Here is a 15,498-nt window from a genome sequence, read left to right as displayed (position 1 = left end):
TTTGAATCCGTTTTTTACTTCTTATAATAGGTTTTGCTTTTTAACACTTTTAGGTAATCAGCATTATAGTTTTGGAAATACCCAAGGCTTACGATAAGCGGGCGTAATGAGTGCATTGGCCGCTTCATTTTTGCCAAAGGATTGCGATGCTTCGCTCCATTCCAAACGCGAATTAGTGCGTAAGGCAATATTGCCGGCGTGTGCGTATAACGCCACCAATCGGCCATTCTCAATGGGGCAGTTAGGGTCTTTACGACTTTTGATACATTCCAACCAATTTCTGACGTGTTCTTCATGGGTTTCTTTGCCGTATCTTTTGGGAAGCGCCGGGACTTTATAGCCATTTTTGTCGATTTCGGGGAAAAGCTCCCAACCACCACGATCTATCACGAGTGTGGCATCATTGCCAATAAAGGCCAACCCATACGAGCGGCCATAAGGCCCGGTTTGGATACCGGCAGTTTGTTCCCAGGAAATGGTATAATCGGGAAGTTGATACATAACGCTCAATGTATCAAAGGCTTCGTGATTAAAGTCCGGAGAATAAAAATTGCCTCCTGTGGCTATTACCGACTGCGGCGGCATTTTGATGTTTTTGGCCCATAATGCAATATCCAATAAGTGAGCGCCCCAGTCGGTCATGAGGCCGCCGCCGTAATCCCAAAAAAATCGCCAGGAACCGTGGTGGCGTGTTCGATTATAACTTCGTTGCGGAGCGGGTCCAAGCCATTGTTCATAATCAATGCCGGCAGGAACAGGTTCGTCGGGAACTTTGGGCGAGCCGATGGCATAATTAAAATTGGCCCAACTGTGGACTTTTCGCAGGTTTCCGATACCGCCCGATTGAATGAATTTCATGGCACTTTGCCAATGTTCACCACTTCGTTGCTGTTGCCCCACCTGCACCACACGATTGTTTTGGCGCGCGGCTTTTACCATCACGTTACATTCGCCGATCGAATTTGCCAACGGTTTTTCCACATACACGTCTTTCCCGGCTTGACACGCTTCCACCATTGGCAGACAATGCCAGTGATCGGGAGTACCTATAATAACGGCGTCAATGGCCTTGTTCTCCAATAATTTTCTGTAATCTCCGTAGAGTTGCGGTCGCTTTCCCTGCTTGCGGGCAACTTCATCGGCGCGTTTGTTGCCAATGTTGGAATCAATGTCACAGATCGCTGCGCATTCAACATTGGGTTGGTTGAGCGCATGGTTCATGATGCCGTTGCCCATATTATTGCAGCCAATGACGCCAATGACGATTTTTTCATTGGCCGATGTACGCACGCGGTTGGTTGCGTATGTTTCAGTAGCTTGCGCAAAGGCGCCCGCAGCAATCGATAATTGAGTACTTTTTTCCAGAAATTTTCGGCGATTCATCAGGTTTAGGATTAGACGGTGTTGACCTTGATTTGTTTCCGGTAATGAATAGGTTAGAAACTGTTTTTTATAGGTAAGTATATTGAAAAACGCCTATTTGGTTACGAACCTATCAAGCGTTTGAAACCTGTTTTCTACCCGATTTAACAAAAAAATGAGGAGATAAAGTGTGAGGTTTAAACTGCCTGAAAGCTCAGTGCATCAATAACATTTTGAAACAATGTAAATGAACAGTTTTCGTTGGTAAACAAACCATTTTTTGTAAATGAGGGTTATAAATTGAAGGGGCTTTCCCTAACTTTGTGAGTTTAGCAATCAGCCGCATGAACGTAGCCGAAAACCAACAAAATACTTCTGCCATAGACTTCGAAAACCTCAATCCGAAGCAATACATTATCATCAAAGGCGCCCGCGTCAACAACCTTAAAAACATTGATGTAGCTATTCCCCGCAATAAATTGATTGTGGTCACCGGGGTGTCGGGGAGTGGTAAATCGTCTTTGGCGTTTGACACGCTTTTTGCCGAAGGGCAACGGATGTATGTCGAAAGCTTGAGTAGCTATGCGCGTCAATTTTTGGGGCGTATGGAAAAACCCGAAGTAGATTACATCAAAGGCGTGTCGCCGGCGGTGGCGATTGAGCAAAAGGTCAACACTCGGAATCCGCGCTCTACCGTGGGTACTACGACGGAGATCTATGATTACCTCAAATTGCTTTTTGCCCGTGTAGGTGTTACTTATTCGCCCATCTCCGGGTTGCCTGTCCGGAAAGATACAGTAACGGATGTGGTCGATTTTATGCTCAGCCATGAGGAAGGAACGCGGGTGATGGTCCTGGCGCCGTTGATCGTAAAAGAGAACAGAACCATAGCGCAGGAGTTAAGTATTTTACTGTCAAAGGGATATACAAGAGTCGTTGTAAATAAAGAGATGAAATCCATTGAAGAATTAATGGAAACCAACGACTATACTTCATTGCCCATAGAAAGCTTTTTTATTCTCATTGACCGGACTTCCGTGAAGCATGATGATGAAGACACGCAATTTCGACTCTCCGATTCGGTGCAAACGGCCTTCTTTGAAGGCGAAGGCATTTGTATCGTAGAAGTGATCGGTGGTGAACGACGCGAGTTTTCCGATAAATTTGAATTGGATGGAATGAAGTTTGAAGAGCCTACCGTTAACCTTTTCAGCTTCAATAACCCTTACGGAGCCTGTAAACGATGTGAAGGATTTGGTAAAGTACTCGGACTGGATCCTGATTTGATCGTTCCTGATAAAAATTTATCGGTGTTTGAAGGAGCCGTTGCGCCTTGGCGAACCGAGAAAATGAGCGAATGGCTTGCCCCGCTTTTACGTCATGGCATTCGTTTTGATTTTCCCATTCACCGGGCCTATAAAGACCTGACCAAAGAGCAGAAAGACATTCTTTGGACAGGCAATCAATACTTTGAAGGACTGGATGCGTTTTTTGAGCATCTTGAATCACAGACGCATAAGGTTCAATATCGCGTGATGCTGTCGCGCTATCGCGGCCGTACCTCCTGTCCCGAATGCCGTGGTTCGCGTTTGCGCAAAGATGCAAGTTATGTGAAGATGGCAGGTGTTTCCATTACCGATCTGGTCTTATTGCCGATTAGTGAAGTACTGCAGTTTTTTAAAAATCTTGAATTACCCTCTTATCAATACGGCATTGCCAAGCGAATTTTGATCGAGATCGAAAACCGTTTGGAATACATGGATCGCGTCGGTTTAGGTTATTTAACGCTTAACCGATTGACAAGCTCTCTTTCGGGAGGGGAATTTCAGCGCATCAAATTGGCTACTTCGTTGGGTAGTGCTTTGGTAGGCTCCATGTATATTTTGGACGAACCCAGTATCGGACTTCACCCACGTGATACACGCAAATTGGTGGGAGTACTTGAGGCTCTGCGCGATATGGGCAACACTGTGATTGTGGTGGAGCACGAAGAAGAAGTAATGCGCGCCGCTGATCAGATCATAGATATTGGCCCCGATGCCGGTAATCTGGGCGGAGAAGTGGTATGGCAGGGGAGCTGGGAGGATATATTGAACCCCACCCCTAGCCCCTCCCCTGTTAGGGAGGGGGATAATTACCCTGAAAATCCTTCCTTTGGAAGGCCTTTTTATCATAGTTCTCCTGAAACTTGGAAAAGTATAAAAGAGGACGTGCGTGATAATCGTAAGAATCCTACTGAGGCAGAAGAAGCGCTTTGGGAATACTTGAGAAAAGAGCAATTGGGGGTTAAGTTTAGAAGACAACATTCTATTGAAAAATATATTGTTGATTTTGTAAGTCCGGAAAAAAGATTGGTAATAGAGTTAGATGGAGAAGTGCATCAACATCAGGAGGAATATGATGCACAACGTACTATACACCTTAACCAACTGGGCTTTAATGTTATTCGATTTGAAAATAAAGAGGTAACAAATGCAATAGATGAGGTTCTCGAAAAAATTAAAAGAGAGCTTCTTAAAGAAGCCCCTCCCTCACAGGGGAGGGATTGGGGAGGGGTTAAATCCCATACGATCAAATTCCTCACCGGGGAAGAACAAATTCCGATTCCAACGTTTCGCCGGAAAGCCACGCATTGGCTTGAACTGACGGGTGCGCGGGAAAATAACCTGAAAGATGTAGATGTAAAAGTACCGCTTGGCACGTTTACGGTAGTAACAGGCGTATCGGGTTCCGGCAAATCAACCCTTATTCGGAAGATTTTGTTTCCCGCTTTAGCCCGCCAAAAAGGGGAGTACAACGAAGAAGCAGGAAAATATACCAATCTTACGGGAAGCATAGACCGTATCGACAACCTCGAAATGGTGGATCAAAATCCGATAGGAAAGTCATCTCGCTCTAATCCCGTTACCTACATTAAAGCCTATGATTACATTCGGCAAATGATGAGTGAAGTGCCGTTGGCTAAAGCACGTGGCTACAAGCCGTCACATTTTTCATTCAACATTGAAGGTGGTCGTTGTGAAACGTGTCAGGGAGAAGGCCAAGTGAAGATCGAAATGCAGTTTATGGCCGATATTTACCTTAAATGTGAGGCTTGTGGAGGAAAGCGATTTAAACAGGAAATCTTAGATGTGCGTTATCAACGCCCCGACCAGCATTCGGCAGATATTGCGGATATTTTGGATATGACCATTGACGAAGCAATCCGTTTTTTCAGGGAAAGCGAACCCAAATTGGCAGATCGTCTTTTGCCGCTTCAGGAAGTCGGTCTTGGCTATGTCAAATTGGGACAATCGTCAAATACACTTTCGGGAGGAGAGGCGCAACGGGTAAAATTGGCGTTCTTTTTAAGCAAGTCAAACCCTAATCAAGGCCGTTCTTTGTTCATTTTTGATGAGCCAACTACGGGTTTGCACTTTCATGATATTCAAAAATTGCTGAAAGCGCTTAATGCACTGGTGAATCAGGGAGACACCGTGATCGTGATCGAGCACAACATGGAAGTGATCAAATCTGCCGATTGGATCATTGATATGGGCCCCGAAGGTGGCGAAGCAGGAGGCTATGTCACCTTCGAAGGTACGCCCGAAGAAATGATCAAACTTTCAGACAACTACACTGCGGTCTTTTTGAAAGAGAAAATGAGGAAATAAATTATTTCACAAAAATCTGCAGGGTAGTGCCTTCATATACTCCCAAATTGGCATCCCGAACGTGCTCCATTACGGGGCGCAAGGCGCAGGTTGCTTCATCGATACAATCATCGCACTTTACATAAAAGTGAAGGGATACGCAGGGAGTGGGAGCAATAGGACCATCAATGACCCGGATCACTTGGGCAAAATTGACCCTTGCCGGCTCTACGCGTAATAGATACCCGCCACCTTTTCCTTTTTGACTCGACAAAATTCCGTGGTTGCGCAATTCGAGAAGAATAGCTTCCAGAAATTTTTTCGGAATATTTTCACGTTCCGCAATGTGCGAAATAAGAACGGGTCCTTTACCGTATTCTTCGGTCAAAACTTTGAGGGCTTTGAGCGCGTATTTTGCTTTTTTAGAGATCATGTTGTCGTCACAATATTGAGTAAATTATTATCGAAGGGAGGTTTGGCAAATTTACTCGATTAGTTTCATATATTAAATAGCTAAAGCCATAATTGATAGAAACTACTTCGTATATCCTATCAATTATTAACTCAAACGGTCTTTAAAACTTTCATAACCATATTTTTTAACCAATCTGAAACTATCATTCGCTTGCCAAATGCCGATAGAAGGGAGATTTACCCCGTTAAAAGTAGTGGTTTTGACCATTGTGTAATGGATCATGTCTTCAAAAATCAGCTTATCACCGATTTTGAGAGGCTCATCAAAAGAATAATCACCCATGAAATCACCCGCAAGGCAGGTCATACCCCCAAGTCTATACGTTGGTTTTTCGGCTATTGGTTCATGATAAGCCCCTAAAATACGCGGTTTATAAGGCATCTCAAGGGTGTCAGGCATGTGAGCGGCAAATGAAGTATCTAAAATAGCTACCTCTATTCCCTGGCTTTCCACAATATCCAACACACTTGAAACCAAATAACCCGTTCGCCAGGCAATGGCAGAACCCGGCTCTAAAATGACTTCTACGTTGTACGTTTCTTTTATTCTTTTTACAAGAGAGATCAGTTTCGGAATATCGTATCCTTCACGGGTCATTAGATGTCCACCACCCATGTTGAGCCATTTGGCTTGCCGGAGAAGGTCACCAAAGCGACTTTCGAGGGCTTCGAGCGTGCGCTCCAACACGTCAGAGCCATTTTCACAAAGGGTATGAAAATGAATTCCTTCAATTCCTTCCGGTAAGGTATTGCCAAAATGACTGCGCGTAACTCCCAATCGTGACCCGGGAACGCATGGGTTGTACATATCAGTTTCTACTTCCGAATACTGAGGATTTACGCGTATACCACACGAAACGGCTTTTTCGGGATGTTTTTGATTATAATCGCTCACCCGCTGCTTAAAACGTTCCCATTGAGATAAAGAATTGAACGTAAGATGGCTGCTGCGGTTCATTACTTCATCAAATTCTTCATCTTGATACGCGGGGATATAGGTATGTGATTGAAAGCCTAAATAATCATTAATAAGCTTGATTTCGTTTAATGAACTTGCCGTTGCGCCGGGCAGATATTCACTCACAATCGGAAAGGCGCTATACATTGAAAATCCCTTCAATGCCAGTATGATATGGCATCCGGCTTCATCCATTACACTGCGGATAAGCTGAAGGTTCTGCCGCAGAAGACGTTCTTCCAGAACGAAACAAGGCGATGGAATTTGAGCAAAATCAATGGGCATAACTATAATTAAGAATAATAAATGATGGTGCAAAGGTAAGTAAATCGTGCAGGAAACATTTATTTGCAGGAGTTCGTTTGTTAAATCGGTTATAAACCATGAATTGATTTGTTAATTTACAAGCCATAAAACCGTTTTGTATTCAATGAAAATAGGGCTGGTACTGTCAGGAGGGGGAGCAAGAGGAATCATGCACCTCGGAGTTATTAAAGCTTTACAGGAGCGAAGAGTAGAGTTTACCGCTATTGCCGGCACGAGCGCCGGGGCTATTGTCGGGGCACTTGTTTCGCATGGGTATAGCCCGGATGAAGTCTTGGATAAATTATTGAAAATCAATTTTTTAAAATACTTGAGGCCTTCGTTTAAGGGGCCGGGGCTTCTGAAAATGGACAAAGTGGAAGAACTTTACATGGAGTTGTTACCCCACAATTCATTTGAAAGCTTAAAGATTCCGTTGACCGTAACGGCAACGGACATAGAAGTGGGAGAAACTGTGTATTTTCAGTCAGGAGAACTGATCCGCCCTCTGATGGCGTCGAGCTGTTTACCGGGAATTTTTGAGCCTATTCGTTACAACAGGCGATTGTTTGTAGACGGAGCGGTATTAAATAATTTACCTATCGAACCTCTCCTGGATAAAGGCATAGAATTTTTGATTGGCGCTAATTGTAACCCCCATTCTTTGGATAAGCCAATTCGGTCAATGCGCACGGTGATAGAGCGCAGTCTGTTGTTGGCCGTTCGTAATAAAACACAGGAACGGACTCAACAGTGTCAATTGATGTTCGAACCCAAAGAAGTAGGGAAGTATGACATATTTGATGTTCGTAAAGCCCGTGAAATTTTCTTAACCGGGTATAATTCTGTGCTAAAATCTCCTGATAAGTTAAGCCTACTAGACAAATACTGTAATTTGTTTAATCAATAAAGGCTACTCGAGATAGGGTGAAAGTAGACGAATGCCTATTTTTTTTAGACCAAATCCTCTCAAAAGCACATTTTTTTTAATTTTAAATTGATTTTTTATAAAGTTTTTATTGTACTTTTTAAAGAATTTTCGCATTTTTTTTAAAAAAAAACTAACGGTTTCAGGATAATAATTTATCGTGTCAATTGCCCCCAATTCCTTAGAAATTTTGCTTAAAAAGGCCTTTTTTGACAATATTTTCTTCTGTGAATACAAGTAATCTCGTTCTTTTTTTTGGCAAAGTTTACTTTTGAACTAATTTCCTCCCTGTTTGAATTGTTATATTCTTTATTTTACTTTACAACTGGAAATTTTCTTAACCTAACTAAAAACACCCTATGAATTTTAACTCTACTTTAAACTCTCCTCCTCCGGCTTTATTCGCGGTATAGAATCAGGCTAAATTCTGCGAATGACTATTTGGCAAAACAATTTTGTTTTGTTGGTGGTTTTTATTGCCTCACTTTCAGCGCTTTCGCGATTTTTTTAATACACTTATCACTTTATCTTAACCAAACTAAATTACCCTTATGAGGAAATTTTTATGTATCAATTTTCTTCTCGTGTGCATGGTTTGGGCTACCGGTGTGGCTCAAGACCGTAAGATCACAGGGAAAGTGACCTCGGCAGAGGATGGAACCGCCTTGCCGGGCGTATCGGTCGTGGTGAAAGGAACATCTAAAGGTGTGAATACTGATGGCACAGGAAGCTATTCTATTGACGCTCCATCAGGTGGTACGCTGGTATTCAGTTTTGTAGGAACGGTCTCTCAAGAAATCAGTATTGGCAATCGTTCGTCTATAAACATTGTTTTGGCGGCTGATACCAAACAATTATCGGAAGTTGTAGTAACAGCAGTAGGGATTCAACGCGACAAAAAAGCGTTGGCATTTGCCGTTTCGAACGTGAAAGGTTCTGACCTTCAACAACGTTCGGAGCCGGATCCATTGCGTGCATTGAGCGGTAAAGTACCGGGTGTAAACATTACAGCAGGTAACGGTGCCCCCGGTGCAGGTACGCGTATCACGATTCGTGGTAATAACTCTTTTACCGGTAACAACCAACCGCTTTTCGTAGTGGACGGTATTCCTTTTGATAACGGAGTAAACAACACGCAGGGTTATAACCAAAATACCGTTACTTCAAACCGTGCGTATGACATTGATCCTAACAACATTGAATCAATGACCGTTTTGAAAGGGGCAGCGGCATCGGCTCTTTATGGTTCACGTGCGGCCAACGGGGTTATCGTAATTACGACCAAAGCAGGGAGCAAATCTGCTCGTAAAGGCTTGGAAGTAACTTATAACTCTTCTTATTCAGTTGAAAAAGTATCTTCATTACCTGATTATCAAAACAGCTACTCACAAGGTTCTAACCAAACGTACAACGGTGGATTCATCGGTAACTGGGGAACTGCAATGCCGAGTGAAGTAGATCGTATCAATGCTGCATTGGGTTTTGAGCGTTATTCTAAAATAATTGACCCGGATTATCCTGCCGGTATGATCCCTCACCCATTGGTGGATCAAACGGTAGCTTATGGTGCTGCACGCTACAAAAGTGCCTTCCCTGAGTTATTGCAGGCCAATGGCCGTGGTATTGGGGTTCCATTGCAGGCGTATGATATTGTAGGAGGCTTCTTCCGTCAGGGAAAAGTAATTGAGAACGGAGTTCAAATCAACTCTACAGGTGATAAAACGTCATTGAACGCTTCAATGTCGCGTACCAAGAACGAAGGGATCATTCCTAATTCATCGACAGAGCGTACTACGCTTAGCTTTGGTGGAAATGCAACGTTGGTTAACGGCCTGAACGTGAGTGGTAGTGTAGCTTATACGCGTACCAACCAAACAAGCCCGCAATCGGGTGCAGGTTATTATGCTGACTACGGCGGTCTTGCTTCAGCAGGTTCTATTTATGGACGTTTGTTTTATATGCCACGTAACTATGACCTGAACGGTTATCCTTTTGAAAACCCTGTTGATGGTTCTAACGTTTTCTTCCGTGCACTTGATAACCCACTTTGGACTGCTAAGTACAACTTGTATAACTCAAGCGTAAATCGTGTATACGGAAACATGGCGTTGAGTTATGATGTCACTCCTTGGTTGAACCTGACTGCACGCGGTGGTTTGAACACTTATTCGGAAATTCGTCGTAACCAATTACGTCCCGGCGGTACTTATCAGCCGCTTGGTTCGGTTTCACGTCAGGATTTGACCAATACAGAGGTTGACTTTACCTTCCTGGCAACGGCTCAACATGATTTTACGGAGAAATTCAACGCTAAATTATTGGTTGGTTTTAACCCTAACGAGCGTTCATACAGCGAGTCGGGCGTTTCCGGTTCTCCTGTCATTGATGCAAATGTATTAACTACGGGTGCTACTTTGACTCAAACAGCGTATGAATATTCACGCAAGCGCCGTCTGTATGGTATATTCAGTGAATTAACATTGGGCTATGGTAATTATCTGTTTTTGACAGCATCTGCTCGTCAGGACCACTCTTCTACTTTACCGGCAGCTAACAACAGCTACCTGTATCCGGCGATATCGGCTTCCTTCATTTTCACGGATGTCCTTAATTTGCCTAAAAATATCATCAACTTCGGTAAAATCAGAGCTAACTACGCTAAAGTAGGTAAAGATGCAGACCCTTATCAGGTAAATACCGCTTACAACCTTAGCCGTACTTACTATAACGGTACTGCTATATCGACCGCTTCGTTACCAAGCCAGTTGAACAACGCAGCGCTCAAGCCTGAGTTTACCTCAGAGGTAGAGTTGGGAGCGGAGCTTCAATTCCTGAATAATCGTATTGGTGTTGATTTAGCGCATTTTTCGCGAGTATCTACTGACTTGATCGTAACGCGCCAGTTGCCAAGTACTACCGGTTTCAGTACTGAAATTACCAACGCCGGTAAAATTTCAAACAAAGGATGGGAATTAGGTTTAACGCTTGTACCGGTTAAACTGCGTAATGGCTTTACATGGACATCGTTCGTTGCGTATACTCGTATTCGTTCAAAAGTGGAAGATGCAGGCCCCGGTGGTGAAATCTTCATTGGTGGTACAGGTCTTTCTACCTTGGGTACTATTTTCCGTAACGGTTTGCCTTACGGACAGATCTATGGTTCGGTTAACGCACGTGATGAAAGCGGCAACCTGTTGATCAACCCTAACACAGGATTACCTATTCGTGCGGCAAGTGCGACCGTGATCGGAGATCCCAACACCAAATATACTTTGGGGTGGACCAACACTGTTTCGTTTAAAGGGTTCAATTTGAGCGTATTGGTAGATTACAAAGCAGGTGGAAGTTTGTTTTCATCAACTGCTGCCTCATTGTTGTTGCGCGGTCAGTTGAAAGCTTCAGAAGATCGTGAAGGTATGCGCGTAATTCCCGGTGTATTGGGAGATCCTGCAACCTACAAGCCACTCTTGGGTGACGATGGTAAGCCAATCAAAAACACGATCGCTATGTCAGCGTTCCAGTATCACTTCACTGATGGTTACGGTGCTTACGGAGCTGATGAAGTAAACATCTACGATGCTACAGTAATACGTTTGCGCGAAGTTTCCCTGGGTTATGAAGTACCTAAGACGTTCTTAAAAAAATACGCGAAAGTGTTCGGCGGATTCCGGGTTTCGGCTTCAGGACGTAACTTATGGTTCTATGCTCCCAACATGTTGCCGGGCTTGAATTTTGACCCTGAAGTATTGTCAAACTTCTCAGATTCAAACATTCAGGGATTTGACTTAGGAGCATCACCTTCAACGCGTCGTTTTGGTCTTAACATAACCGCAACATTTTAATTAGTGCAGAGTATACGCTAAAAGAGTAGTGAACGAGACGAGATCAGGAAAACGAAATACTCAATACCGGTTACTCAAAACTAAAAATCATTCACTCAAAAGATTCAAACTGATGAATTATAAAAACATATTTAAAACCTTGTCATTAGGAGGACTTATTGCAGTAGCAAGTTCTTGTTCTTTGACGGAATTGGATATCAATACAGACCCTAACCGCCCTGCAACGGGTTCGTTAGCGCTCTTGTTACCGGTGGCGGAAAATGCGGCTCTCAATGCTCACATTGCGGTTAACAGCGATGCCATGGGTTTTGTGGGTCTAAGTACCACCTCTGACTCCTATAACCTAAGTAATACTTCTTATCAGGGAACCTGGAATAACCGTTTCCGTGAGCTTCAGACCATCGAAGAGATGTTGAAGGCTACTACTGACGGTAAAAACCCGGTTTATCGCGGAATTGCCCTGACCTTGAAAGCATTTTCGGTAGGTCACATGGTAGATATGTTTGGTGATATTCCTTATAGTGAAGCCTGGAAAGGTAACGCTGCTGAACCTAATAAAACGCCTAAGTTTGACAAAGATTCAGAAATCTATGAAGACTTGCTCAAATTGTGTGACCAAGCCGTTGTTGAATTGGCAAAACCTCAAGCGGTTGCAGTAGCAAACGATTATTTTGGTAATGGTAGTGCTGCAACTTGGACGCGTCTGGCAAAAACGGTAAAACTTCGTTTGTTGCTGACCTCACGTAAAGGACGCGCCAACGGAAATGCCGAATTAAAGGCAGCTTTTGAAGCAGGTGGATATATTACAACTGCGGCTCAAAACTGGTCATATTTGTACTCGAAACAAGTGGCTCCTGAAAGAAACACTCACCCTTGGTATAATACGTATGCAGGTCTTGGTGATCCAAGCTATATCAACCACCAACTGATGGGAGAAATGCTCCTTAATAAAGATCCTCGTTTGCCGTTCTATTTCTATCGCCAAACAAGCCGTATCTTGGATCAAAACAACCCAACCGATCGTGGTACTACGCCTTTTGGAGGGTCCTATCTACCACTCCGTGCTTCATTTTTGGAAGAATATAAAAAAGCATTCAGCATTACGGGAGATATTCCTGCGGCTGATCTCGCTTATATCGCAGGTTTCTTCGGCCGTGATCGTGGGGATGTGTCAGGTGCTGCTGCTGACGGAACATTGCGTGCTACACCGGGTGCTTATCCTGCGGGAGGAGTTTATTCTGACCGTACAGTTGCCGCAGTAGGTCTTACAGGACAGGCAGCGCTTAATACGGGTGGTGATGGTCAATGGCCGATCATCCATAGCTGGAACACGAAATACTATCAGATAGAAGCGATTTTGGATAATACAGGTGTAACAGGTGATGCGAAAGCATTGTTTGAAGCAGCCATGCGTGAGCAGATCGCAGTAGTAGTGGCACAGGGCTTGAAATCAGACCCAACGCGGGCTAAAACTCCCGCTACTGCAGAAGTTGATGCGTATATCAAGGCATGGTTAGGACTCTATGATGCTGCTGCCTCAAACTCCGCTAAACTTAACGTAGTAGCAAAACAAATTTGGTTCTGCTCTTGGGGACAGGGAATGGATCTTTGGAATTTCCAACGTCGTACCGGCTTCCCGATCCAAAGTCAGTTTAAACAGTTCTCGGTAGGAATTATGACGCCTATTTCTAAGCCTCCCCGTCAGTACGCGTTGCGTCTGCCGTATCCACAGTCGGAAGGAGCATTAAACCCAACCAATGCGTCTAAATACATCTCTGATGTAATTTTCGATCGCGATCCGATTTTCTGGGATAAGGTAAAAGTGAAGTGGGAATTTTAATTAAAGATGAATTGTGAGTGGTGAATTATAAAAGATTTTCAGATTTATAATTCACCCATTTACCAAACTTAAAGAAATACAACCGATGAAAAAAATACTTGTATATTCATTGTCATTAGCGATTTTCCTTTTGGTAGGGTGCCGGGATGAATCTCTCAATCCTAATAAACCTTATGAACCGGGCGTACATGGTTGGGGAGTATTTGATGGCGTGGCTGAAGCCGGAAAAGCCAACATTGCGGCTAATGCCAAAACTTTTCCGCTTACCGGGCAGGATGCTGCTAAAATTGATTTTAAAATTCGTTGGGTATCGTTGGATAATAAATTGACGGTCAGTAAAATTGTTATCAAAGTAGATATGATTGAGTCATACACTGATCCCGATGGCAACCCTAAGACAATCTCATTGGGTAGTGGCGGAAAAGTGGTTAAAACAATTGATGCTCCTGCGGCTAACCGTCAATGGAATTCTTTCAGTATTACGCCTGCAGAAATCTACAACCTGTACAAAGATGCTACAGTGAAATACGACAAAGTGAACGCGGTAAAAGTGTTTGAAAATCCGGCACGTCCCCGTCCGGCAGGAGCACGTTTACAGGGTGCAAAAACCGGCGCCAGTGCGGACTCTTTCTTGGTTACCTGGGAGTTGACAACTTCAACCGGTCTTGTATTTAAGACATGGAATGAAGACAGTATCTGTTTGGATCCTACGCCCGTATCACAGGCAAATGCAAACTGTCGTTTGAGCTTCATCGTAAAATAGTCTTTGATTTTACCTTACTGAAAATAGCAGATTCCTCGGAGTCTGCTATTTTTGCTTAGTGGCAGGTGTAACTGAGAAAAATGAAAAAAATACTGTTTTTGCTGGGGATAAGTTCATCGGTTTTGGGTCAAACCAAGCCGACTTACTATGAACATATTCAGCCCATTATTGCTAAAAATTGTGTTGTTTGCCATCGCCCCGGCGGAGTGGGGCCTTTTAATTTACTTACCTATGAAGACGTATCCAAACGGTCAAAGTTTGTGGCTAAAGTGACTCAAATCAAGTACATGCCTCCTTTTCCTGCGGATAGAAATTTTCAGCATTATGCCAATGAACGAGGTTTAAAAGACGAAGAAATTGAACTCATTCAGCAATGGGTAGCGCACGGAAGCATGGAAGGGAAGAAAGAAGAAAGTGTAAAAGGTAAAAGTCGGCCCGGCGCACAGCAAAAGGTTTCTGATGGTTTGGGTATAATAGAAGGCATAACCAAAAGAGTACCTGACCTGACCCTGAAAATGCAGAATGCTTTTACGATCCCTGCTACGGGAGTGGAAGAATTTCGGTACTTTCATGTACCCACGGGACTTACAGAGGATGTGATGGTGGAGGCTATTGAATTTTTGCCGGGCAATCGTAAAGTAGTGCATCATAGCCGTGTAATGGTAGACACCAGTGGGCGAATGGCGGGTCTGGAAGGCATGCACGGAGCTGACCCCAAATTGGCCGAATTTCAGCGTATTCCAATGGCTGATGAGTTTTTGTACGGTTGGGTGCCGGGCAATGATAGAATACAATTCCCTGATGGCGTGGCCAAGAAAATCAAAGCCAATTCCAATTTAATTTTATACCTGCATTATTCGCCTTCTGCTACAGTTCAGACTGACCAATCACAGATCAACCTTTATTTCTCTCAAAAACCCGTAAAGCGTGAAGTTAAATCGTTGATTCTTCACGAACAGCAAATTACCAACCCGCCTTTTTTGATAAAGGCCAACGAAAAACCGACTTTCTACATGAGCTTGGGGCCATTGAAAGAGGACATATCGGCCATATCTATTTTGCCCCACATGCACTTTTTGGGCAAAACAATCAAAGCGTTTGCTATTACACCGGAGGGGGATCTGGTTCCCTTTATCAAGATCGACAATTGGGATTTCAACTGGCAAATGACGTATCAATTCGATACATTATTACGAATTCCCAAAGGCTCGGTACTATTGGCTGAAGCCTCGTACGACAATACCGAAGAAAACCCGTTGAATCCTTTCAAACCTCCTCGTGATACAACTTTTGGTTGGAATACCACTTCGGAAATGATGGAAATGGTCATTTATTATGTGTCTTATCAACCGGGTGATGAGAACCTGAAGCAAATTTCCGATAAAAAATAGCGATG

Annotated in this window: 9 protein-coding genes; 6 read left to right on the top strand and 3 right to left on the bottom strand. The window is 43.6% G+C overall.

Annotated features, from left to right (window positions below; all coding sequences use genetic code 11):
- Positions 1 to 63: 63 nt before the first annotated feature.
- Entirely contained in the window at positions 64 to 1,383 is a 1,320-nt protein-coding gene (locus ACQY73_RS16965; protein ID WP_428668220.1) for a Gfo/Idh/MocA family protein, read from the bottom strand.
- Between the two features lie 323 nt (positions 1,384 to 1,706).
- Between ACQY73_RS16965 and ACQY73_RS16960 the strand changes: the two genes are divergently transcribed.
- Positions 1,707 to 5,015: a DUF559 domain-containing protein gene (locus ACQY73_RS16960; RefSeq protein ID WP_428668483.1), complete on the top strand. Its 3,309-nt coding sequence runs from the start codon at positions 1,707 to 1,709 to the stop codon at positions 5,013 to 5,015.
- A 1-nt stretch (position 5,016) separates the two neighbouring features.
- On the opposite strand, the gene ACQY73_RS16955 is transcribed toward ACQY73_RS16960, so the two are convergent.
- The gene (locus ACQY73_RS16955; protein ID WP_428668218.1) at positions 5,017 to 5,427 is read right to left on the bottom strand and encodes an RrF2 family transcriptional regulator; all 411 of its coding nucleotides are present in this window, start codon (positions 5,425 to 5,427) and stop codon (positions 5,017 to 5,019) included.
- A gap of 126 nt (positions 5,428 to 5,553) precedes the next feature.
- The gene (gene nspC, locus ACQY73_RS16950) at positions 5,554 to 6,711 is read right to left on the bottom strand and encodes a carboxynorspermidine decarboxylase (protein WP_428668216.1); all 1,158 of its coding nucleotides are present in this window, start codon (positions 6,709 to 6,711) and stop codon (positions 5,554 to 5,556) included.
- A 145-nt stretch (positions 6,712 to 6,856) separates the two neighbouring features.
- Here nspC and ACQY73_RS16945 point away from each other — a divergent pair, with 145 nt between their 5' ends.
- From ACQY73_RS16945 to ACQY73_RS16925, 5 genes are all read left to right on the top strand, one after another.
- The gene (locus tag ACQY73_RS16945) at positions 6,857 to 7,639 is read left to right on the top strand and encodes a patatin-like phospholipase family protein (protein ID WP_428668214.1); all 783 of its coding nucleotides are present in this window, start codon (positions 6,857 to 6,859) and stop codon (positions 7,637 to 7,639) included.
- 569 nt (positions 7,640 to 8,208) lie between these two features.
- Positions 8,209 to 11,499 carry a SusC/RagA family TonB-linked outer membrane protein gene (locus ACQY73_RS16940; protein WP_428668212.1) on the top strand — a complete coding sequence of 1,097 codons (3,291 nt, stop codon included), beginning with the start codon at positions 8,209 to 8,211 and terminating at the stop codon, positions 11,497 to 11,499.
- A gap of 112 nt (positions 11,500 to 11,611) precedes the next feature.
- A complete protein-coding gene (locus ACQY73_RS16935) occupies positions 11,612 to 13,339 on the top strand; it encodes a SusD/RagB family nutrient-binding outer membrane lipoprotein (RefSeq protein ID WP_428668210.1) in 1,728 nt (575 codons plus the stop codon).
- Between the two features lie 85 nt (positions 13,340 to 13,424).
- The gene (locus ACQY73_RS16930) at positions 13,425 to 14,102 is read left to right on the top strand and encodes a hypothetical protein (RefSeq protein WP_428668208.1); all 678 of its coding nucleotides are present in this window, start codon (positions 13,425 to 13,427) and stop codon (positions 14,100 to 14,102) included.
- An 80-nt stretch (positions 14,103 to 14,182) separates the two neighbouring features.
- Positions 14,183 to 15,493: a hypothetical protein gene (locus ACQY73_RS16925; protein ID WP_428668206.1), complete on the top strand. Its 1,311-nt coding sequence runs from the start codon at positions 14,183 to 14,185 to the stop codon at positions 15,491 to 15,493.
- Positions 15,494 to 15,498: the final 5 nt, after the last annotated feature.

The organism is Runella sp., assembly GCF_965279615.1.
Classification (GTDB): domain Bacteria; phylum Bacteroidota; class Bacteroidia; order Cytophagales; family Spirosomataceae; genus Runella.
This window is presented reverse-complemented; position numbering and strand designations above follow the sequence as displayed.